Origin of the sequence: Methylobacterium sp. J-026, from assembly GCF_022829585.1 — a bacterium.
Classification (GTDB): Bacteria; Pseudomonadota; Alphaproteobacteria; order Rhizobiales; family Beijerinckiaceae; genus Methylobacterium.
Map to the genome: position 1 here is coordinate 1 of NZ_JAKSYC010000280.1, position 22270 is coordinate 22270.

General features: G+C 71.4%; 18 protein-coding genes and 1 tRNA gene. 8 read left to right on the top strand and 11 right to left on the bottom strand.

What is annotated here, in order from left to right; genetic code table 11:
- The 6 genes from MKK69_RS23625 to MKK69_RS23650 form a co-directional block, all read right to left on the bottom strand.
- The coding region (locus MKK69_RS23625) for a CsbD family protein (protein ID WP_243971907.1) at positions 1 to 183 on the bottom strand (183 nt) is incomplete at its 3' end.
- Between the two features lie 122 nt (positions 184 to 305).
- On the bottom strand, positions 306 to 1229 hold the full coding sequence (locus MKK69_RS23630) for a PhnA-like protein (RefSeq protein ID WP_243971909.1): 924 nt from the start codon (positions 1227 to 1229) through the stop codon (positions 306 to 308).
- A 100-nt stretch (positions 1230 to 1329) separates the two neighbouring features.
- Entirely contained in the window at positions 1330 to 1836 is a 507-nt protein-coding gene (locus MKK69_RS23635; RefSeq protein ID WP_243971911.1) for a CsbD family protein, read from the bottom strand.
- Positions 1837 to 2084: 248 nt separating this feature from the next.
- Positions 2085 to 3545, bottom strand: coding sequence for a helix-turn-helix transcriptional regulator (locus MKK69_RS23640; RefSeq protein ID WP_243972025.1), 1461 nt, complete (start codon positions 3543 to 3545; stop codon positions 2085 to 2087).
- 531 nt (positions 3546 to 4076) lie between these two features.
- Positions 4077 to 5723: a hybrid sensor histidine kinase/response regulator gene (locus MKK69_RS23645; RefSeq protein WP_243971913.1), complete on the bottom strand. Its 1647-nt coding sequence runs from the start codon at positions 5721 to 5723 to the stop codon at positions 4077 to 4079.
- Positions 5724 to 5887: 164 nt separating this feature from the next.
- Positions 5888 to 6520, bottom strand: a complete 633-nt coding sequence (locus MKK69_RS23650; protein WP_243971915.1) for a LuxR C-terminal-related transcriptional regulator — start codon at positions 6518 to 6520, stop codon at positions 5888 to 5890.
- Positions 6521 to 6827: 307 nt separating this feature from the next.
- On the opposite strand from MKK69_RS23650, the gene MKK69_RS23655 reads away from it, so the two are divergent.
- The 6 genes from MKK69_RS23655 to MKK69_RS23680 all read left to right on the top strand — a co-directional run bounded on the left by MKK69_RS23655 (position 6828) and on the right by MKK69_RS23680 (position 14910).
- Positions 6828 to 7181, top strand: coding sequence for a hypothetical protein (locus MKK69_RS23655; protein WP_243971917.1), 354 nt, complete (start codon positions 6828 to 6830; stop codon positions 7179 to 7181).
- 226 nt (positions 7182 to 7407) lie between these two features.
- On the top strand, positions 7408 to 8760 hold the full coding sequence (locus MKK69_RS23660) for an SWIM zinc finger domain-containing protein (RefSeq protein ID WP_243971919.1): 1353 nt from the start codon (positions 7408 to 7410) through the stop codon (positions 8758 to 8760).
- Positions 8760 to 10346 (top strand): DUF5691 domain-containing protein, encoded by a 1587-nt coding sequence (locus tag MKK69_RS23665; RefSeq protein WP_243971921.1) that lies wholly within the window; start codon positions 8760 to 8762, stop codon positions 10344 to 10346. The genes MKK69_RS23660 and MKK69_RS23665 overlap by 1 nt, the downstream gene beginning before the upstream one ends.
- Positions 10343 to 11443: an ATP-binding protein gene (locus tag MKK69_RS23670; RefSeq protein ID WP_243971923.1), complete on the top strand. Its 1101-nt coding sequence runs from the start codon at positions 10343 to 10345 to the stop codon at positions 11441 to 11443. Before MKK69_RS23665 ends, MKK69_RS23670 begins: the two co-directional genes overlap by 4 nt.
- A gap of 9 nt (positions 11444 to 11452) precedes the next feature.
- Positions 11453 to 13750, top strand: a complete 2298-nt coding sequence (locus MKK69_RS23675) for a DUF5682 family protein (protein ID WP_243971925.1) — start codon at positions 11453 to 11455, stop codon at positions 13748 to 13750.
- Positions 13747 to 14910, top strand: coding sequence for a VWA domain-containing protein (locus MKK69_RS23680; RefSeq protein WP_243971927.1), 1164 nt, complete (start codon positions 13747 to 13749; stop codon positions 14908 to 14910). The genes MKK69_RS23675 and MKK69_RS23680 overlap by 4 nt, the downstream gene beginning before the upstream one ends.
- A gap of 591 nt (positions 14911 to 15501) precedes the next feature.
- Here the strand turns inward: MKK69_RS23680 and MKK69_RS23685 are convergent.
- Positions 15502 to 15577: transfer RNA gene (locus tag MKK69_RS23685), tRNA-Glu, on the bottom strand.
- Between the two features lie 103 nt (positions 15578 to 15680).
- Between MKK69_RS23685 and MKK69_RS23690 the strand changes: the two genes are divergently transcribed.
- Both MKK69_RS23690 and rpoH read left to right on the top strand, forming a co-directional pair.
- The gene (locus MKK69_RS23690) at positions 15681 to 16685 is read left to right on the top strand and encodes an RluA family pseudouridine synthase (protein WP_243971929.1); all 1005 of its coding nucleotides are present in this window, start codon (positions 15681 to 15683) and stop codon (positions 16683 to 16685) included.
- 237 nt (positions 16686 to 16922) lie between these two features.
- Positions 16923 to 17816, top strand: coding sequence for an RNA polymerase sigma factor RpoH (gene rpoH, locus MKK69_RS23695; RefSeq protein WP_243971931.1), 894 nt, complete (start codon positions 16923 to 16925; stop codon positions 17814 to 17816).
- Positions 17817 to 17868: 52 nt separating this feature from the next.
- Here the strand turns inward: rpoH and MKK69_RS23700 are convergent, their stop codons facing one another.
- From MKK69_RS23700 to MKK69_RS23715, 4 genes are all read right to left on the bottom strand, one after another.
- Entirely contained in the window at positions 17869 to 19278 is a 1410-nt protein-coding gene (locus MKK69_RS23700; RefSeq protein ID WP_243971933.1) for a histidine kinase, read from the bottom strand.
- A gap of 281 nt (positions 19279 to 19559) precedes the next feature.
- Positions 19560 to 20852 carry an adenylosuccinate synthase gene (locus tag MKK69_RS23705; RefSeq protein WP_243971935.1) on the bottom strand — a complete coding sequence of 431 codons (1293 nt, stop codon included), beginning with the start codon at positions 20850 to 20852 and terminating at the stop codon, positions 19560 to 19562.
- 143 nt (positions 20853 to 20995) lie between these two features.
- Positions 20996 to 21283: a hypothetical protein gene (locus tag MKK69_RS23710; RefSeq protein ID WP_243971937.1), complete on the bottom strand. Its 288-nt coding sequence runs from the start codon at positions 21281 to 21283 to the stop codon at positions 20996 to 20998.
- A 110-nt stretch (positions 21284 to 21393) separates the two neighbouring features.
- Positions 21394 to 22245: a D-amino-acid transaminase gene (locus MKK69_RS23715; RefSeq protein ID WP_243971939.1), complete on the bottom strand. Its 852-nt coding sequence runs from the start codon at positions 22243 to 22245 to the stop codon at positions 21394 to 21396.
- Between the last annotated feature and the right edge of the window lie 25 nt (positions 22246 to 22270).

Genomic DNA, 22270 nt, shown 5'->3' on the forward strand with positions numbered 1-22270 from the left:
GTCGGCCAGGCTCTTGGCGCCGTCCTTGACGTCGCCCACCGTCTTCTGCGCCTCGCCCTTCAGCTCCTGCGCCTTGCCCTCGGCCACGAGCTTGTCGTTGCCCGTCGCCTTGCCGGCCGCCTGCTTGACGTTGCCCACGGCCTCGTTGGCCAGGCCCTTGATCTTGTCGCCGGTGCTGCTCATCGCGTGCGCTCCTTCAGGTTGCGGTTGAGGTTGCGGTCGAGGTTCGCGGTTGCGGGTTGGCCGGGCCCGCGCCGGTGGTGCCGGCCCCCGCAGCCCGCGGGGGCCGACCGGATCGCGCCGGGTCAGACGCGCCGGGTCTCGTAGGTGCCGAGCAGCGTCGCCGGCTTGGGCGCGCCCAGGCGCCCGCCCAGGAATGCCGCCAGCGCCCCCAGGACCAGGGCGATCGCCGCGTAGAACGCCCCCTGCGTGGCCGCCGACTTGGCCGTCACCGCCGCGGCCTCGGCCTTCTGCTTGGCCGTGGCCACAGCCTGGTCGTACTGCTTCTCGTAGTCCTGGATCTGCTGCTTGGCCTGATCGACCGGGATGTTCTGCGCCTTGGCCAGGGCGTCGGCCGCCCGCGCCTCGGCCTGCTGCTTCTGCCCGGCATCACCCGTGAACAGCGCCTTGACCGCCGCCACCGCCGCGTCGCGGGCCGCCTGCGGGTCCTGGCCGGCCGCCTGCTGGCGCACGGAATTCTCGATCCCGTCGAGGGGGTTCGAGATCTTCGACAGGGACGGCGCCGCCGCCTGGGCCGCCGTCTGCACGGTCCCACCCACGAGGTTGCCCGCCCCGCCCAGCGCCCCCGAGACGGTGCTCAGCGTCCCCCCGACCAGCCCCGTGGCCGCCGAGGTCAGCAGGTACAGGACCACGAGGGTCGTCACCGCCCAGGACACCAGCCCGTGCAGCGCGGCCGCCCCCGGCAGGGTCTTGCCCGAGAGCCGGCCCGCGATCGCCCCGCCGGCCAGCGAGGCGACGATGCCCGAGGCCACGAACCACACGCCCGCCGACATCGACACTGTCGAGGCGGCCGGGTTGTCGGCGGCGTTGGGGCCCACCGAGGCCAGGCCGACGCCGACGCCGATCAGGTTGACGATCACCTGGGTCACGAGGGCGGTCACGGCGCCCGCGAAGATGGCGCCCCAGGACACCTGGTTGAGCAGGACGGCGCGCGTGTCGGCATGCGCGTCGGGGGAAAGCGGTGTCGCGGCGGTCTGGATGGGGGTCACGCTGTCACTCCGGAAAAGGGGTCGTCGAGGATCTGGAGCGCCCACCGCCGACAGGGATACCGGTTCGGCGTCGGCGGGCGCGTCGGGGCGAGGGGATGGCTCAGTCGCGGGTGGCGCTGACCAGCAGGCCGAGGCCGAAGCCGGCCAGGCCGGCGATGAGCAGCGAGGCGAGCGGGTACTCGGCGACCTGATGGCCGACCTCGCGGGTGCCCCGGCGCAGGTACTGGCTGCCGCGCGCGTAGGCGTCCTCGGCGTAGTCCGAGGCCTCGTCGGCGGCGTGGCGGACGCCGCGCTCGGCGCGGTCGTAGTGGTCCTGGGCGGCGCCCTGGGCGCGGCGGGCGCGGTCCTCGACATCCCCCGATCCGACGACGTCGCCCACGGTGTCGCGGACCTTGCCGCCGATGTGGCGGGCGGTGTCGGCGACGTGCCCGGCGGCGTCGCGGACGGTGTCCTTGGCCTGGCCGTACAGGCCCTCGGCCTGTCCCGCCGCCTCCCGGGCGCGGCCCTCGGCCGAGTCCCGATGCGAGCCGGTCAGGTCGCCGACCGCGCCCTGCACCTTCCCGCCCAGCTCCTTCGCGGCGCCCGTGATCCGATCCGTGTCCACCATGTCGTTCTTCCTCTCTGTTCTGTTCGTTCCAGCGACCCACCGGGCCGCCACGCGATGCATGACGCTCAGCCCCGGGCCCCGGCCGGGTGTCGGCGGGGGGGCCGTTTGCGTCCTGGACCGCACGCTTGCGCTCCTCGACCGGCTAACGCGCTCGAGCCGTCCGCTCGTCCCGGGTCAGGAAAGACCGACCGTCAGATGTCGATCGCCCCAGCCGTTACAATAGTGCTTTCGTACCGGTATTCTGAAATTCAGCTACCGGCCGCGTGAAGTGGAAACCCGTTTTCGCGCCCCCAGACGAGCGCCTCGGTGCGTCGGTGGACGCCGAGCTTGCGGTACAGCGCGGCCCCGTGATTGCGCACGGTGTTGCGCGACAGGCCGAGCTTGCGCGCGATGGCGTCGTCGTCGAGACCTGCGCAGATCAGGTTCAGGATCTGGCGCTCCCGCACCGTCAGGTTCGGGGCGGATCCGTCCGCGCTCTCCCGGCCGGGGCGGCGGAGGTTGGCGAGCTTCTCGATCAGGCCGCGACTGAACCACGAGGTATCGGCCATCACCGCTTCGATGGCGCCGAACAACTCGCGCTCGGTGTGCTTGCGATCCGTGATGTCCTGCAGAACCAGCAACACGAAGTCGGCATCATTAATGGTGACCCGCTCCGCGGAGACCATGCAGTCGAGGCTGGATCCGTTCTCGTGACGCAGGCACACTTCGACGCCGAGGACGCTCCCGTCCCGGGCGACCGCGGCCTCGAACGCCGCCCGCTGGGCATGCGCGACCCAGAGACCGGCCTCGTCCAGGCTGCGCCCGACGACCCGATCCTCTCCCAGACCGAAGACCCGCCCGAAAGCCTCGTTGACGCCGGTGACCGTGAAGTCGTCCGCCCGGACCAGGATGGTCGGGATCGGCGTGAGGCGAAACGACGTGGCGAACCGCTCCTCGCTCTGGCGGAGCGCGGTCTCGGCTTTGCGGCGCAACTCCAGATCGGCGAAGGTGAACAGCATGCACGGCTCGTCGCCCATCTCCATGGGCTGCCCGGCCACGATCACGAAACGCCGTCCGCCATCGGGCAGGTCGAGGCACGCCTCCATCTGCGGGATCGTGCCGCCCTCGTTGAGACGCGAGACCGCCAAGTCCCGGTTGCGGGCATTGGCGAGCACGTCGACCTCGTAGACGCTCCGTCCGATCACGGCCTCACGGGTGTAGCCGGTCATCTCCAGGAAGCCGTGATTGACCTTCACGTGACGCAGATCTGCGAGCCGCGTGATCAAGGCCGGCGCCGGATTGGCGTTGAAGGTCCGCTCGAAGCGATCCTCGGCTTCGAACTGATCCGAGACATCCTTCAGGATCAGGGCGAGGCAGCTCGGGGCACCATCGCGGTCGGTGGCGACCAGGCTTCGGAGCGAGTGGACGAAATCGCAATCGGGCCGGTCCGCGCGGGTGACCTCGACCACCACATCGTGGAAGGTTTCGCCGGCAACGACGCGTTCGATCGGGTAATTCTCCGGCGCCCGATGGTTGCGGTAGCGGAGCGAGAAGCGCGCGCGATAGGCATCGACCGTCGAGCCGAGCTCGTCGAGCGTTTCGACCCCGTGCATCGCCAGGGCGGCGGCGTTGGCATAGGCGATCGACTGGTCGGGCTCGACCAGGATCACACCCTCGCTGAGGCCGGCGATGATCTGCCGAAGTTCGTGCCTGTCGACGCCCTCCGTCACGATCCGACCGGTTCCCATCCGCGCACCGCTGCCCCATCGGCAACGCGGCTCAAACGGGTCGCGCGCAACGTGGTTCCGGTCGGTCGGGAATTATCACTGGTATACTTGCATCATTGGCGCCGTCGATATCGACCAGAGATGAGTGCCGGTCGCTCTCTGCGCCGAAGAACCCGACGGGTTCCAGACCATCGGTCGATGTGAACATCCGAACGGGCAACCCGCCAGCAAACAGCGGGAACCGCCCAGCGATGCCAGCTCCGGTCACACCCAGATGCCGGGGCAAAACGGCGACAGGCCACGCCAAAACGATTCGGACGGTGTTGCGAAAGACCCTCGCTCGCCCCTCGGCGCGATCCTGGGACGCCTGACCCAATCCTCGGTGGTGCCGCGATCGGCCGGCACGCCCCGGGTGCCGTGAAGGACGACCGGATCGGCTTGGTGCCGCGGTTGCACCGCTATGCCCTGTCGCTGGCCATCGGCCGGCTCGCTCCCGCGTTCCAGTTCAGGCTCCCGCCATCCCGACGACTGCCTTCATCTGTCGGGCGATGGATCGGGGCGCATCCTCAACCGCGCCGCAAGGAGGACGGAGCGCAGCTCGGCCGGGCGAACTGGCTTCGACAGGATCGGGATGTCCGGCGCGCCCAAGTCCGCGCGTACGCGCGTCGCATCGTGTCCGCTGATCACCACCGCCGGCAGCGCGCGCCCCAGGAGGCCGCGAACCGCCGCGATGCACTCGGTTCCCGTGACGCCGTTCCCGAGTTCAAAATCGGTGATGAGGAGATCGATCTCGGGGACGGCGTCGGGGATCGCGGATTCGGCCTGAACCCGGCATCCCCAGGTCTCGAGCAGGCTCGCCGTCGCCCTCAGCACGGCCTCGTCGTCCTCGACCAGAAGCACCCGCAGGCCGCCCATCGTCGGGGACGGGTCGCGTGCATCCCCGGCCGCCGCGGGCCCAGGGTCCCGGGTGACCGGCAGGTTGCCGATGCTCACGCAGGTCCCGCGGCCCGGCACCGAGCGAAGCGTCACCGCCAGGTCCAGCAAAGTCCCGAGGCGGCGAACGATAGGCAGGCCGAGACCGACTCCCTCAAGGTCCCGGTCGCCGCGTTGGCGGACCCGGTAGAACTCGTCGAAGACCCGCTCCTGATGCTCGACCGCGATCCCGGGACCGCGATCGTAGACCTGGATGGCGAGGCGGCCCCTCCGTCGGCGGCAGGCGATCAGGATCGGCCGGCCGGGGGCGTACTTGATCGCGTTGTTGACGATGTTCTGCACCATGGTGGTGAGCAGCGCCCGATCGGTATTCACGACGCACTTGCAGGGACGCGCGCGCAAAGCGGTCCCGTCGCGCAGCGCCGCCTCGGAATTCTGGCGCCGCACGTCCTCGATGATCGCGTCGATCGATACGGGCTCCAGACGGGGCTCCAACTTGCCGCTGTCGAGGGTCGAGATGTCCAGCAGCGACTTGAACAAGCGCGAGACGCTCTGCAGGGACCGGTCGATGTTCTCGACCATCTGCAGTTCGTCCGGACCCAGCCTGGCGCTCCGCAGGCAGGCGGTGAACAGGCTGATCGCGTGGATCGGCTGGCGCAGATCGTGGCTCGCCTGCGCCAGGAAGCGCGACTTGGACAGATTCGCCTCTTGCTCGCGGGCGTAGGCGCCGCGGAGGCGCTTCAGTAGGGTGTAGAGGTAGGTCGGCACGAGGAGCGTGATGGCCGTCAGCGTCAGGACGACGAAGGGATTGTCGCGCCAATAGGCGTTGCAGTACGTCGTGACCGCGATCGAGATCAGGGCGGCGACCGTAGAGGCCGTCAGGGCGCCGGTCCCGTAGCGCAAGCCGTTGCCGACGATCAGCCGGATCACGATCATGTACAGCGGCAGGAACGGGGCGCCGCCCACGGCCATCGCGTAGGTCATCCCACCCAGGTCGAGGAGGACGGTAATCACGCGCCGCGGTGTGTTGCCGCCGGGATGCCGGGCGATCCAGCCGTACAGCGCCACGGCGAAGAGCCAGTGGCACGTCACCAGGTACGCGACGAACCGGGCTTCCGGCGGGGCGATCCCGCCGAGGATCTGGGGCAGGAGATACAGGCAGACGCAGCCGATGATGACGGCCCGGATGAGCGCCTGGGCCTTCTCGTTGTCGTAATCCTCGTCCGGCCGGCTTCGCGATAGGGTCATCGGCGGCTCAGGGCTGCCCGGCGAGGCGCAGCGCGGCGCCGATGCCGTCCCGTGCCTTTGCTCGGGGCGCCCCTCCGGCGTCCGCTCCGGGCCGGCCCCGGCGCGCTGTCCTCGACCTGTCGAGTCCAGATGCCCTGTCGCGTCGCAGCCCGGCCGTGGTCCCGTCATCCCCCGAAGCCGGCATTGGCCGCCTTCGCGGCGGCCGCGGACCGGGAGGGGACGTCGAGCGCCCTCAGGAGCGACGAGACATGGATACGCACCGTGAAGGGCGAGATGTCGAGCTCCCGGGCGATCTCCTTGTTGGTGCGCCCCTGGGCGACGAGGCGCAGCACCTCGTGCTGGCGCCGCGTCAGGGGCGGGAGCGGACAGCGCGGCGTGCCGAGGCCCGAGACGGCGCTGCGCCGGATCACCAATTCCCCGTCGCGGATCGCCGCGATCGCCCGGGTGATCTCGCACGCAGGCAACGATTTGCCGATGAACCCGTCGGCGCCGTCCGCCATCACCGCCCGAATCAGGCTCTCGTCCTCGATCATCGACACGACGACGATCGAGGCGCGCTCGAATTCCACGCGCAGCGCGCCGATCGACCGCCGCGGATCGAGGCCGGGAAACAGGAGGTCCAGGAAGAACGCCTGCGGGGGTGGCCCGGTACGGGCCGTCGCCAGGACCTGCTCCATCGTGGCGGCTTCCCGGACGAGAGCCTGCGGGTAGAGCCGTTCGGCGATCTGCCGCATGCCCTCACGGAACAGCGGATGATCGTCGGCGACGATCAGGGTCTCGCAGGCTGAGCCGTTCATTCCACTCCCAGAAGCGGCATCGCAATCGGTCCTCCGAGGCCGCGTCGACGCTGCCAGACCGGGAAAGACCTGCGCCTCGTCAAGCCTGTTGCGATAGGTCCGGAGCACCAATAGACCGGTTTTTTCCGTCTGCCTAGAAGTCGGTTTGGTGGCCGCACAGGCATATACCATGGTATTTTTGAATCTATATGATCAATCCTAGTCGATTGGCGGATCTTTTGAGAGAATTTGGCATGAGAATTACATCGTTCCGTTTTCGTGGCCCTGACGAATGTCAAAAATCGAACACGAGAATAGTGCGCACCGAGTGCAGGTCGACGACACGGTTCTCGATCGCGGCACAGCCCGCCCCGGCTCGGGCAAGCCGATGCTCTCGCCGAGCCGCATCGTGATCGTCGGCGGGTTGGTGGCTGCGGGCGCAGTGGCGGGGATGCTGCTCGCGGGCGGCCGCGAGGCGGCCGAGGCCTGCCAGGCGTCGCAGGGCATGATGCGGCTGTCGAAGACGACGGCCGATGCCGGCGGCGCGGTGCGCATCCGGATCGGCAACGACCTGTCGCCGGCCTTCACCGTCGCCGACGGGCCGATCAACCTCGAGATGTCGCGCGTAGTGCTACCGGTACACCGGAGTGGACAGGGGCCATATTTTGCGCGGGCGCATTAGCTGGCCATAAGAAAGTCCGCCGCAATTATTGCAAATTTGGCAGTCGTATTGCTTGAAATAGTCAAATACTTAGCCTGTAACTGGATGATAGCCCACAAAAACGTTTGGCAGGGAAGCTGAGAAACCTGATTTCCGCGGCCGAATCGGCCGACGACACTTTCCAACTCGCCGAGCGTCTTCTACCGTCACGCAACGGCACCGAATCGGCACGACAACATCCGATCGCATGACCCTGTCCGCCGATCAGATCCTCGATTTCGCCCCGGATGCGGCCAGCCGCAAGGCCGGCCAGGATCAGGCGAAGCCGGCGAAATGGCACGGGCTCGGGCGCACCGGCACCCTGGTCTGGGGCGAGATCAAGGGCAGCGGAGCCGCGCCCTATCGGACGGTGGCGGATCCGGCCGGGCCGGCGGCCAAGTGCAGCTGCCCGAGCCGGAAATTCCCCTGCAAACACGCGATCGGACTGATGCTAATCGGGACCGCCGCGGCGCTGCCCGAGGCCGCGCCGCCGGACTGGGTCGCCGCCTGGAGCCGCGGACGGGAGAATCGCGTCGCCGCGAGCCGAGTGGGAGACGCCGCCAAACCCGTCGACGCAACCGCACAGGACCGGCGGCGGCAAGCCCGCGCGGAGAAGGTCTCCGCCGCCCTGGACGAACTCGACCTGTGGCTGCGCGATCTGATGCGGCGCGGGCTCGCGGCGGCCCGGGCCGAGCCCTACGCGTTCTGGGACCGCATGGCCGGGCGTCTGGTCGACGGGCAGGCGCCCGGCCTCGCCCGTCGGGTCCGCGCCCTGCCGGGCCTCGCCGCGGCGGGGTCCCGGCCGGGCGCGGCTGCCCCCGAGACGGCTCTGGCCCTCGGCATCGGCCGGCTCGCGCTCCTCGTCCGGGCGGCCCAGCGCCTCGACGCGCTCGCGCCGGAACAGGCGGCCGGCGTGCGCGGCGCCATCGGCTTCCCCGTGAGCGCCGACGCATTGGCGGCCCGTGCGGGGGTACCCGACGAGTGGGCCGTCCTCGCCCACACCGTCACCGAGGAGGACAGGCTGACGGTCCGCACCGTCTGGCTCGTGGGGCGCCGGACCGGCCTTCCGGCTCAGGTGATCGATTTTGCCGCCGGGGCGGGAGCTCTGCCGCTCGTGCCGTCCCCGGGCCAGGATTACGTCGGGAGCCTCGCCTTCCATCCGGGGGACCCGCCGCTCCGGGCGGTCCTCCGCGACCGCACGGTCGTGGCCGCCGCCGCCGCGCTGCCGGGCGCTGGGAGCGTGGCTCGAGCCCGGGACAGCTTCGCGGCAGCCCTGGCACGCGCACCCTGGACCGAGGCCTGGCCGGTCTGCGTGGCCGGCGTGCGGCTCGGGCATCTCGCGGGCGGCGGCGGCCTGGCGGCGGGCGATGCCACCGGCTGCCTGCCCCTGCGGGCCGACCCGCACCTCCCCGCCGTGCTGGCGGTGTCGGGGGGCCATCCGGTCGATCTGTTCGGTCTTTTCAATGGCTTCGGCCTCCAGGTCCTGGCCGTGGGCGGCGCCGGGCGCCGCTTCGCGGTCCCGGCGCAGGATCCGCGCCCGATCCTTCTGCGGGCGGCCTGATGGACGCCGTGTCGCCCGGATCGACCGCGGTTGCGGAGGCCTGGGATCGGACCCTGGCGGCCGCCCTGCTTGGGGCCGACCGCACCGGGGCGCACGGGACCGGCGACGACCGCGTGGTGTTCGACCCGAGCGCCGATGCCGGCGCCACCCTGCTGGCGCGGCTCGCCGCCCACGGGATCCACCACCTCGCCGGGTCAGGCTTTGCGCCGGACGCGCTGGTGCCGGTGACCGTGCGCCCACCCGCGGGTGCCGAATGCCCGCCCGCGGCGGCGTCGCGCCTCGCCCTGCTCCTGACCAAGGGGGACCGGGCCCGCGTGGCGGAATGGTGCGATCTCGCGGGCAAGGCGGGGCTGCGGGCGCCGGCCTGGCTGTTGCCGGCACTGGCGGCCCGCCGCGGCGACCTGCCGGAGGCGGTCGCGCGGGTCGCCGGCGCCGAACTCGCCTGGCTCGACCGGGCCTGTGCCGGCGCGGGCGAGCCGGAGGCCACGCCAACCGCGCCCGACTGGACCCTGGGCGCTCCCGCGGATCGCCAGGCCGCCTTCCGCAGCTTGCGCGCAGGCGACGCCGCGGCGGCGCGCGCGGCCCTCGCAGCCGGGTTCACCGCCGAGAAGGCGGGGCTGCGCGCGCGGTTCGTGGCGGCCCTGGCGGTCGGGCTGTCGGAGGCGGACGGTCCGTTCCTCGAAACCTGCCTGAATGACCGCGCCGCCGAAGTCCGGGCGGAGGCGCAGTACCTGCTTCCCCGCCTGCCGGGTTCGGCCTTCGCGGCCCGCATGGCGGCCCGGGCGCGGGAAGCCCTCCGGATCGAGGCCAAGCGCCGGCTGCTCGGAACCGCCTACACCCTGGTCGTCACCCTGCCGGAGGAGGATCCGGCGCTGGCCCGGGACGGAATCGCCCCGCGTGCCCATGCCGGGCAGGGGAGCGGCATCCGGGCCGGGCTGCTGCGGGAGGTGCTGGCGGCGTCACCGCTCCACGCCTTGGCCGAACACCCGCCGCGGCGCTGGATCGAGCTGGCGCTGCGCACCGACTGGTCGCGCGAGATCTGCGCCGGTCTGCTGACCGCTGCGCGCCGCGCGGGCGAGCCCGCCTGGAGCGAGGCTCTGGCGACGGTGCTGGGCGAGGCCTGCGCCGGGCGGCTCCCGGGCGTCGCACCCTCCGAAGCGCTCCGGGCCGACTGGGCGGCGGCGGCGGCCCTGCTGCCGGCGACGGATTGGGAACGGCTGGTGGAGGGACTCATCCGGGCCGACGCGACGGCGAACGTGCTCGTGCATCTCGGACAGGGACCGTCGCGCTTCTCCGAGCCGTTCACGCGCGTCCTGCTCGGTTGGCTCGCCGCCCTGATTGGGCGCGGCACGGTACCGGACCCGCCCTGGCAGCTCGGCCGCCTGATTGACGGCTTGGCCGAGCGGGCTTGGCCGAGCCGCGATGCCGCGGCCGCGGCGGGCGCACTCCGCGACCGGTTCCCGCAGAACGGCGACCGGCATCTAGCCGGCGCCCTCGCCCGCCTCGCCGAGACCCTGGAGCTGCGCGCCGCCATGCGGCGCGACTTCGCTCCCGATCCGACCGTTCCGGAGACCGCCCCACGATGAGCCCGACCGACACGTCCGCCACGGCCCGGCTGCGCCTGGCCGCCGAGGAGGCCTTCGCGGAGGAGATCGCCGCCCTGTGCGCCGCCGACGACCGGCCCCGGCCGCCGAACTGGCGGATGTCGCCGCAGGCGGTCGTCACCTACCTGATGGGTGGGTCGCTGCCCTCCGGCGCTGCGATCAGCCCGAAATACATCGGTGACCGGCGGCTCATGGAGATCGCCGTGGCGACGCTCGCCACCGACCGGGCGCTGCTGTTGCTCGGCGTTCCCGGCACCGCCAAGAGCTGGGTCAGCGAGCATCTGGCGGCGGCGATCTGCGGCACCTCGCGGCTCACCGTGCAGGGCACGGCCGGGACCAGCGAAGAGGCGATCCGCTACGGCTGGAACTACGCCCTGCTGCTCGCCAAGGGGCCGAGCCGCGACGCCGTGGTTGCCTCGCCGGTGATGCGGGCGATGGAGCGGGGCCAGATCGCCCGGGTCGAGGAGCTGACCCGCATCCCCTCGGAGACGCAGGACAGCTTCATCACCATCCTGTCCGAGAAGACCTTGCCGATCCCCGAACTCAACGACGAGGTGCCGGCCCGGAAGGGCTTCAACCTCATCGCCACCGCCAACAACCGCGACCGGGGCGTGAACGAATTGTCGAGCGCGCTCAAGCGCCGGTTCAACACCGTGGTGCTGCCGCCGCCCGACACGATCGAGGCCGAGATCGCCATCGTGGAATCGCGGGTGGCTGCCCTCGGGCGCGCCTTCGAGATCCCGGCCCAGCCCCCGGGGGCCGACGAGATCCGCCGGGTGGTGACGATCTTCCGGGAGCTGCGCGAGGGCGTGACCGCGGACGGGAAGGCCAAGGTCAAGCAGCCCTCGGGCACGCTCTCCACCGCCGAGGCGATCAGCGTGGTCGGCAACGGCCTCGCGCTCGCCGCCCATTTCGGCGACGGGCGGCTCGCGGTGCGGGACCTCGTCTCGGGGATCGGCGGCGCCGTGGTGAAGGATCCCGTGCAGGACGCCATCGTCTGGCGGGAATACCTGGAGACCGTGGTCAAGGAGCGGCCGGACTGGTCCGACTTCTACCGCGCTGCCCGCGAAATCGGCTGAAGGCGCGTCATGGCCGAGATCCGGATCTTCGGCATCCGCCACCACGGGCCGGGCTCGGCCCGGTCGCTGCGGGCGGCGCTCGACGGGTTCACGCCGGATTGCCTGCTGATCGAGGGGCCGCCGGAGGCCGAGCCGCTGCTCCCGCTCGCCGCCGATCCCGGCATGAGCCCGCCGGTGGCGCTCCTGGTCTACCGGCCGGACCGGCCGCGCTCCTGCGCTTTCTTCCCCTGCGCCGGGTTCTCGCCGGAATGGGTCGCCCTGCGGCACGGCCTCGCCGCCGGGATCCCGGTCCGGTTCATCGACCTGCCGCAGGCGGTCCGGCTCGCGGACGGGTTCCCGCCCGGGCCGAGGCCTCCGGAGGCGGCGGCAGCCGATGCCGCAGCGGAGCCCGCGATCGAACGCCCGGACCCCGCCGCCGCGATGCGGCGCGATCCACTGGGCGAGCTTGCGCAGGCGGCCGGGCACGCCGACGGCGAGCGCTGGTGGGACGCCCTGGTGGAGAGCCGGGGCGGTGAGGCCGGCGACGTGTTCGGGGCCATCGCGGAGGCGATGACGGCCCTGCGCGAGGCGGAGCCGGAGGGGGCCGAACCCGAGGACGCGGCCCGTGAGGCGCAGATGCGGGCCGGCATCCGGCGCGCCGCCCGGGACGGGTTCGCGCGGATCGCCGTGGTCTGCGGCGGGTGGCACGTCCCGGCGCTGCTGCGCCACGACGCCCGCGGCCAGGCCGCGGCCGACACCGCGATTCTCAAGGGCCTGCCGAAGGCGAAGGTCGCGGCCGCCTGGGCGCCGTGGTCCTATCCGCGCCTGGCGGCGTCGAGCGGCTACCGGGCCGGCGTGCTGTCGCCCGAATGGTACGACACCCTGTGGAACCACGAGGGCCGGGTCGCGGCCCGCTGGCTCGCCCGGGCGGCCGCCCTGCTGCGCGCAGCCGATCTCGACGCCTCGCCGGCCTCGGTGATCGAGGCCACTCGCCTTGCCGAGGCCCTGGCGGGCTTCCGCGGCCGGGCGCAGCCCGCCCTGGAGGATCTCGACGAGGCGGCTCTCGCGACCCTGTGCTTCGCCGACCCGGCCCCGATGGCCCTGATCCGGCGCAAGCTCGTGATCGGCGAGCGCCTCGGCGCGACCCTGCCGCGCAGCGCCGGCACCCCCGTGGAGGTCGATTTCGAGGCCCAGTGCCGGCGCCTGCGGCTCAAGCCCGGCGCGGAGGCCGGCGAGATCACCCTCGACCTGCGCAAGGAGACCGACCTCGCCCGCAGCCGGTTCCTCAACCGGCTGCGCCTGCTCGACATCCCCTGGGGGACGCCCCGCCACGCGCGCGGGCGCGGCACCTTCAGGGAGGCGTGGGCCCTCGCCTGGCAGCCCGATTGGGTGGTGGAGCTGGTGGCGGCCTCCGCGGATGGCGGCACGGTCGCGGAGGCCGCCGCCGAGCGGGTCCGCGCCAAGGCGCGGGGCGCGACCTGGATGGCCGAGCTCGCGGCGCTGATCGGCACGCTGCTCGATGCCGACCTCGCGGCGGCGAGCGGCGACGTGATCCGGGCGCTCGATGCCCGCGCCGCCGTCTCGGCGGACGTGTTCGACCTGATGGAGGCGTTGCCGCCGCTCGCGGAACTCGCCCGCTACGGTTCGGTCCGGGCCTCCGACACGGCACCGGTCCTGGCCCTGGTGCGGGGGCTGCTGCCCCGGGCCGCCGCCGGCCTCGTTGCCGCCTGCCAGAGCCTCGACGATGCGGCCGCCGCCGCCGCGAAGACCCGCATCGTCGCGGTCTCCGGGGCGGTCGCGCTCCAGGAGGATCCGGACCTGACGTCGGTCTCGCGGGACGCCCTGCGGGCGCTCGCCGACCAGGAGCATGTCCACGGCCGGGTGGTCGGCCGGGCGGTGCGCCTCCTCCACGAGGGTGGCGCCCTGACGGACGCCGAGGCGAGCGACCATCTGCGCCGCGCCCTGTCGCGGGCGACCGGGGCCCTGGCGGCGGCGGCCTGGATCGAGGGCTTTCTGGAGGACAGCGGCACGACGCTGATCCACGGCCGGGGCCTGCTCGCCCTGATCGATTCCTGGCTCTGCGGCCTGTCCCAAGAAACCTTCGCGGAACTCCTGCCCCTGGTACGCCGGACCTTCGCGACGCTGGCCCCGGCCGAGCGCCGCGTCATCGGCGAGGCCCTAGCCCGGCCGGAGGGCGCGGGCGCCGGCGACGGACTCCCGGGGGCGACGTTCGATGCGGCGCGCGCCGAGCGGGTGCTGCCGATCCTGCGCCTGCTCCTCGGGCCCGAGCCCGCTGCCTGGGAAAAAACATCGGAGGCGACGGCGTGAGCGAGACCGAGCGCCTGCGCCGCTGGCGCCTCGTCCTGGGCGGCGGCCCGGCCGACGGCACCGGCTGCTCCCTGTCGGAGCGCGACCTGCGGATCGATCAGGCGCTCGGCGCCCTCTACGATTCCGACCGCAAGGGCGGGCTCGGCGCCTCCGCGCCCTCCGTGCCGCGCTGGCTTGGCGATATCCGCGACTACTTCCCGGCCTCCGTGGTGCAGGTGATGCAGCGCGATGCGTTCGAGCGGCTCGACCTCAAGCGCATGCTCACCGAGCCCGAGATGCTGGAGGCCGTGGTGCCCGACGTGGCGCTGGTCTCGACGCTCATCGCCATGCGCAGCCTGCTCGGCGGCCGGACCAAGGAGACCGCCCGGCTGGTGGTGCGCCGGGTGGTCGAGCAGCTGATGCGCAAGCTCGAAGAGCCGGTGCGGCAGGCGGTGAACGGCGCGATCGACCGCTCCCGGGTGAACCGGCGGCCACGCCATGCCGAGATCGACTGGAACCGTACCATCCGGGCGAATCTGCGCCACTACCAGGGGGACTATGGCACGATCATCCCGGAGACCCGGCTCGGCCACGGGCGCCGGAGCCGGGGCGCGCTGAAGGACGTGGTTTTGTGCATCGACCAGTCGGGCTCCATGGCCGCCTCCGTGGTCTATGCCAGCATCTTCGGCGCCGTGATGGCGTCGCTGCCGGCGGTCTCGACTCGGCTCGTGGTGTTCGACACCGAAGTGGTCGATCTCTCTGACACCCTCGATGATCCGGTGGAGGTGCTGTTCTCGGTGCAGCTCGGCGGCGGCACCGACATCAACCGGGCGGTGGGCTACTGCGCCTCGCGCATCACCCGGCCCGAGGACACGATTCTCGTGCTCATCTCCGACCTCTACGAGGGGGGCGTCATGGAGGGGCTGCTCGGCCACGCGCAGCGCCTCGTCGCCGCCGGGGTGCAGTTCGTGGCGCTGCTCGCCCTGTCGGATTTCGGCGCCCCGGCCTACGACCGTGCGCTCGCAGCTCGGCTGGCGGCCTTGGGCGTGCCGGCCTTCGCCTGCACGCCCGACCTGTTCCCCGACATGATGGCGGCGGCGATCCGCAAGGCCGACCTTGAAGCCTGGGCGGCCGCGGCCGGCATCGCGGCGGTGCGGGCGGATCCGGGGCCGGACGCCTGACCCCTCAGGGGGCACCGATCGGGTGCGACCTGTTCGGCCGCGCTCCAACCCGTTCGCGCGTACGCATTGACGGGCCGCGTGCCATCCCTGCGTCAAGCCCCGGCGTCTCGCCGATCTCGGCACGGGCCGACCAACGATTTTCAGAAGACTGGATGCAGAGAATCCATTCTCGTTCGCTGATCGGATCAAGGTTCTGCGCGTCTTTCGCCTCGGCGCAGACCTGTGCGGAGAAGTACCGGAGCGAGGGCATCCCGATGCTTCAGCCGCTCACGTATCAATCCTGGGCCATCACCTCCGGCGTGAACCCAAAGGTCGCATTCAACCGGACGACCCAGGCCGTCCTCGCGGAGGGCGTCGTGGAGATCCGCACGGCCCTGATCGCCAGCCAGACGCACTGGCTGGCCACAAGCGACGCGCGGTTCGGCGGTTCGGCGAAGGGCGACATCGCGCTCGACCGGGAAACCCGGACCAGGCGCCTGCGCAAGGTTATCGGTGAGCACTACGCCAAGGGAGAACGTGGTCCCACCGCAATTGCGGGTTCAGAGAACACTTCTGTTAAGGCGCTGTCAAAGCTTGCAAAAGATGCACCGGTGGCGCTCCCAAGGGGAATCGAACCCCTGTTTTCGCCGTGAGAGGGCGACGTCCTAGACCGCTAGACGATGGGAGCTTTCCGGCGGTGCGGGGGTGCTATAGCCACGTGCCGCCGGGGGGGCAAGGGCCTTCCTCGGGAAATCCGCCGCGACCGGGCGGATCGAGCGCGGACAGGGATCGTGGTGGACAGGGATATCGAGGACCGCGCCGGGATCGTCGCGGAGGGCGGCCAGCGGCTCGACCGCGCCCTGGTGGCGCTGTTTCCGGACCTGTCCCGAGCCCGGTTGCAGGATCTCATTCGGGACGGCCACGTGACCAGGGATGGCGCGCTGGTGCGCGATCCCGCCCAGAAGGTCGCGGCCGGTGCCCGCATCGCCCTGACGCTGCCCCCGCCGGCGCCGGCCGTACCGGCCGCGGAGGCCGCGGATCTGCCGATCGTCTACGAGGATGGCGACCTGATCGTCATCGACAAGCCGGCCGGCCTGGTGGTTCACCCCGCCCCCGGGCACGAGAGCGGGACCCTGGTCAACGCGCTGATCGCCCATTGCGGGGCGAGCCTGTCGGGGATCGGCGGGGTGCGCCGCCCCGGCATCGTCCACCGCCTCGACAAGGATACGAGCGGGCTCATCGTCGTCGCCAAGAACGACGCCGCCCATCAGGGGCTCACCGCGCAGTTCGCCGATCACGGCCGCACCGGGCCGCTGGAACGCGCCTACGCGGCCGTAGTCTGGGGCCTGCCCCAGCCGCGCGCCGGCACGATCCGCGCGAATCTCGCCCGCTCCCGCTACCACCGTGAGAAGATCGCCGTGGTCTCCGATGAGTCCGGCCGGCACGCGGTCACGCACTACGCCGTCACCGAGGTCTACCCGGAGGCCGCCCTGGTACGCTGCCAGCTGGAGACGGGGCGGACGCACCAGATCCGCGTGCATCTTGCCCATCGCGGCCATCCCCTGCTCGGGGATCCGGTCTATGGCGGCGCGTTCAGGACCAAGGCTGCACGCCTGGCACCGGATGCCCGGGCCGCCCTGGAGGCTCTGGGGCGACAGGCGCTGCACGCGGCGCTGCTCGGGTTCAGCCATCCGCGCACCGGCGAGACGCTGCGGTTCGAGAGCCCGCTCCACGCCGATCTCGCCGCGCTCGTGACGCATCTGCGGGCCGGCGTGAGGGATGGCACGGTGCTGTAACCGCTCCCCTGCGGCGTGCGAAAGATCACCCCGTACCGCGTCACATCGTGCCATGGTACGACCAAATCGGCCGATGGCGCGTTGGTGGCGACGTAGGTGTCCTCAATTGCGACCGGCTCGCCGGCGGCCCATGCGAACATGGGTTGCCGACAGGGTCGGCTCAAGAGCGGCCCGAGTGGACGGCACTGTTGTCCGTCGCGTCCGCCCGACAGGGGGACATAGGTTCAGGAGATTGCCATGGCCGGTACGCTGCCCGTGCTCGCCAACGAAGGTGGCCTGTCGCGCTACCTCGACGAGATCCGCAAGTTCCCGATGTTGGAGCCGACGGAGGAGTTCACGCTCGCCAAGGCGTGGCGGGATGCGGGTGACCGCGAGGCCGCGCATCGCCTCGTGACGTCGCACCTGCGCCTCGTGGCCAAGATCGCCATGGGCTACCGCGGCTACGGTCTGCCGATCGGCGAGGTGGTGTCCGAGGGCAATGTCGGCCTGATGCAGGCGGTCAAGCGCTTCGATCCGGACAAGGGTTTCCGGCTGGCGACCTACGCCATGTGGTGGATCAAGGCCGCGATTCAGGAATACATCCTGCGCTCGTGGTCGCTGGTGAAGATGGGTACCACCGCCAACCAGAAGAAGCTGTTCTTCAACCTGCGCAAGGCCAAGGGCCGGATCTCGGCGCTGGATGAAGGCGACCTCAAGCCCGACCAGGTCGCACACATCGCCACCCGCCTCGGCGTGCCCGAGCAGGACGTGATCGACATGAACCGGCGTCTGTCCGGCGACACGTCGCTCAACGCGCCCCTGCGCGAGGAGGGCGAGGGCGAGTGGCAGGACTGGTTGGTCGACAACGCCCCGAGCCAAGAGACCGTGCTCGCCCGCGAGCAGGAGGGACAGAACCGTCTCTCGGCCCTGCGCGACGCCCTCGGCGTGCTCAACCCGCGCGAGCGCCGCATCTTCGAGGCCCGGCGGCTCGCCGAGGATCCGATCACCCTGGAGGATCTCTCCGGCGAGTTCGGGGTCTCCCGTGAGCGGGTCCGGCAGATCGAGGTCCGCGCCTTCGAGAAGGTGCAGGAGGCGGTCAAGCGCAACATCGCCAACCGGGAATTGCCCCGGGCGGGTATCGAAGCCCACTGATCCCCGGGGTGGGCGCGCCCGTCGCGCCTCCCCACCGCCGGGGCCGCGGCGCTCACTGCCAGGCGTCGAACGCGCTCTTCATCACCTGCGTCCCGGCCGAACCCTTCTCGAACGTCAGGACCGCGCGCCGGCCGGACGTGTAGCGCAGGGCCAGATCGAACCAGTTCCGGTGCAGCAGCATGTCGGTGTTGCGCTCCACGTCGTTCGGGAGCGACGAGAGCCCGATCAAAAACAGGTTGTCGCGAACGCGCACCGGCAGGCCCGAGACCGGGGAGCCGCGGGCGTTCTGATCGTCCTTTGCCTGAAGCAGGCCGACATCCTGGACCATCCGGCCGCCGCCACCGCCGGTCTGGCTGAAGGCCAGGTTCACCGTGTGGGACGCCGGCAGAGTCGTATCGAGATTGCGCTGGATCGTCATGACCAGCGTGAGACCCGCAACCGGAACGGTCACGGTTGCCACCACGGCGTTCTGGAGCGGCTGCCCCTGCTCGCCGTTCACCGTGTCGAGGCGCCAGGTCACCCGGCCCGGGAGCGATGTCGGCTGCGCATTCTCGCCGCCCGCCCCCTCTTCGATGAGTTCGGCCCGCTGGGCGACCGAGACCGTCGACTCATTGGCCGGCGCGGCGGCGCGCGGCGGCGCGGCGCTTTCCTGTCGCGGGGCGGCGCGTGGGGCGGGCGTCGCGTCACCGCCGACGCGGTCGCCGAACTTTGTCTCGCCCTCGGGCTGCTGCGTGTTCGCTGTTTCGGCACCCCCTGAGGCGAGGATCTGCGGCCGGTCGCGGAGCAGGAAGGCCGCAACGGCGATCAGGGCGATGACCACGGCGAGCACGCCGCCGACGAAGACATTGCGCAGCACCCGGGATCGGCCGGCGCGCGGGGGCACGACCTCGATGCGTGGGCGTTGGCGGGCGTTGCCGGAATCGATCGCCGACGCGGCGGCATCGGGATCCTCGGCCGGTGGGGCTGCGGCGGCCGGCGCGAACGGCTCGGGCGCGGCCGCCTGGGCCGGGCCTGGGCGCCGCGGGGTGATCGCGATCGGGGCCTCACGGGGCTCCGGCTCGGGTGTGAGCGTCGGCGGCTCGTAGCGTGCCTCCGCGGGCGCGTCGTCGGGCGCATTGAAGGGCGGCCCAGCGGCGGGAAGAGTGGGCTCGGGAGCCGGCTGGGGGGGCGACGGCTCCGGCAACACGGGCTGCGCGGCGGGCTGTCGGGCGGCCTCCGTCGCCTGCGCGGCATCGTTGGCCGGGGCCGGAAGTCCGCCGTGATCGACTTCGAGCCGCTCGATCGCGGCGTCGAGGGCCCGGCGCTCGAGGTCGATATCGGCCTCGGATAGCGGCGGGTCGAGGGAGCGGAGCTGGCTGATCAGGGCGTTGCGCGCACGGTCGTAGACCGCCTTGCGCAGGGCGGGCGTTCGATCGGGCAGCGCATCGAGTGCGCGTGCCAGAAGCGGGTAGTAATCGGCCATGTGCCCCTGATCCGCCCCTACGGCCGCTATCCGGCGATGCCGGTCGGTGGCCGGAAGCCGAACACCGCGCCCGTCCCGGCCGGGTCGGTCACGGCCCTCGGCCGGTGATGTCGTGTCCTCCCAGCGCGAGGCCGCGGCCGAACGCCGGTCGTGTCTTCGTTGGCCGCCGGCCTCCAGGACGGCTGCCGAGCCGCGTGTCCGTTCTAGATCGCGGTCACGCGGCGTGGATACAGACGGGATCGTCGAAAAGACGCGTCGTCAACGGGATAGCGTTCCGCGCGTCAATCCTCGAAGGGGTTGTGCATGAGGATCGTGTCGTCGCGCTCCGGCGAAGTCGACAGCAGCGCCACCGGCGCGCCGATCAGTTCCTCGATCCGGCGGACGTACTTGATCGCCTGCGCCGGCAGGTCCGCCCAGGACCGGGCGCCCGCGGTGGTCTCGGACCAGCCGGGGATCACCTCGTAGACCGGCTCCACGCGGGCCTGGGCGGCTTGGCTCGCCGGGAGGTGATCGATCGGCTTCCCGTCCAGCATGTAGCCGGTGCAGACGCGGATTTCCTCGAACCCGTCGAGGATGTCGAGCTTGGTCAGGGCGATCCCGTGGATACCGGAGGTCCGGACCGTCTGGCGCACCAGCACGGCGTCGAACCAGCCGCAGCGGCGCTTGCGTCCGGTGTTGACGCCGAACTCCCGGCCGCGGCTGCCGATGGTCTCGCCGATTTCGTCGAACAACTCGGTGGGGAACGGCCCCTCCCCGACCCGGGTCGTGTAGGCCTTGGCGATGCCGAGCACGTAGCCGATCGCCCCTGGGCCGAGGCCCGAGCCGGTGGCGGCCTGCGCGGCCACGATGTTCGACGAGGTGACGAAGGGATAGGTGCCGTGATCGACGTCGAGCAGGGCGCCCTGCGCCCCCTCGAACAGGATCCGCTTGCCGGCCCGGCGCTCCTCGTCGAGGAGCCGCCAGACCGTGTCGGCATAGGGCAGGACCTTCGGTGCGATGGCCTTCAGCTCGGCCAGCAGGGTCTCGGCGTTGACCTCGTCGATCCCGAGGCCGCGCCGCAGGGCGTTGTGGTGGGTCAGGACGCGCTCGATCTTGGCCGGCAGTGCGTCCGGGTCGGCGAGGTCAACCACGCGGATCGCCCGGCGCCCGACCTTGTCCTCGTAGGCCGGCCCGATCCCGCGCTTGGTGGTGCCGATCTTGAGGCCGGCATTGGCGGTCTCGCGGAAATGGTCGAGCTCGCGGTGCAGCGGGAGAATCAGCGTCGCGTTGTCGGCGATCCGCAGGGAGGCGGGCGAGACCTCGACGCCCTGCGCCCGGATCCGGTCGATCTCGTCCACGAGGTGCCAGGGATCGACCACGACGCCGTTGCCGATCACCGAGAGCTTGCTGCCGCGCACCACGCCCGAGGGCAGCAGTGCCAGCTTGTAGGTCACGCCGTCGATGACCAGCGTGTGGCCGGCATTGTGCCCGCCCTGGAACCGGACGACGATGTCGGCCTGCTCGGACAGCCAGTCGACGATCTTCCCCTTGCCTTCGTCGCCCCACTGGGCGCCCACAACGACGACGTTGGCCATGTCTGCCTGCTTACCCGCGACGGAAACCGGGACGGCGCCATCCACGGGTGCAGGCGGCGCACGTCGTGAGCCGTTTCCGCGATCCAGGCAGCGAAATCAAGCAATCCGGCCGCATGGCGGCCCCCGAGACCGGTCGCAGGGGATTACTTCGCCTCGGTTCCCGGCGAACGCCCCGGCAATTCGTTCGGCTTGATCACCGGCATCGAGCCGGACTGGTCCGGGCTCACCACGGTCCCGGTCGTTCCGGTTTCGGGCGGCTTGATGACACCGTCGTTCTGCCGGAGCCTGTCACTGAGCGACTGGTCCCGGGAGGGCGTCTCGGTCGCTGGCGGCCGGGCCGGGTCGGGCGTCTGCGCGTCGGCCGACCCGACAAGGGTCGTCGCGGCGAATGCGGTCGCCGCGAGGGCGGCCAGCAGGAGCGTCTTCGGCAAGAGGAGCCTCCCCGTTTCGGGATACGAATTCGGGGAGGAACAGACGGAGCGTGGATCCGTTCCTGCCGTCGACTCGGGCTGTGGCAGCGCCCCGGGGCGGGATCCGGGCCTCAACCCTGGCGGGCCGTCTCGATGTATAGCTCGCGCAGGCGTCGGGTGAGCGGACCGGGACGGCCCTCTCCGATCGGCCGGTTGTCGATCTCGACCACCGGCATCACGAAGGCCGAGGCGCTGGTATAGAACGCCTCCTGGGCTTCGTAGGCCTCCGCGACGGGGATCAGGCGCTCCTCGATCCGCAGGTCTGCCTCCTGGGCGAGCCTCAGGACCGAAGCCCGGGTGATGCCGGGCAGGAGCGCCGTCGACAGCGGCCGGGTCACCAGCACCCGGTCGCGGCTGACGATGAACGCCGTGGACGAGGAGCCCTCCGTGACCGCCCCGTCCTCCACCATCCAGGCCTCCGCGACGCCGGCCTCCGCGGCCTGCTGCTTGGCGAGCACCTGGGCCAGCAGAGCCACCGACTTGATGTCCCGACGCTTCCAGCGGAGATCCTCGACGGTGATCACTCGGGCGCCGGTCTCGACCAGCGGGTTGGCCAGCACGGTCTTGGCCTGCGTGAACATCATCACGGTGGGTGCGACATCTCCCTTCGGGAAGGCGAAGTCGCGTTCGGCGACGCCGCGCGTCACCTGCATGTAGACCAGCCCTTCGGTGACGCCGTTCCGGGCGACCAGCTCGGTCTGCAGGCGCTCCCAGCCGGCCGCATCGTGCGGGTTACGGATACCAATCTCGCCCAGGGAGCGATCCAGGCGGGCGAGATGCGCGGCGTTGTCGACGAGCCTGCCGTCGAGGATCGCCGAGACCTCGTAGATCCCGTCGGCGAACAGGAAGCCGCGGTCCATGATCGGCACGCGGGCCTCCGCGAAGGGGAGGAATTCGCCGTTGAGGTAGACGATGCGGCTCATGATGGTGGCTCTCTATCGAAGTCTC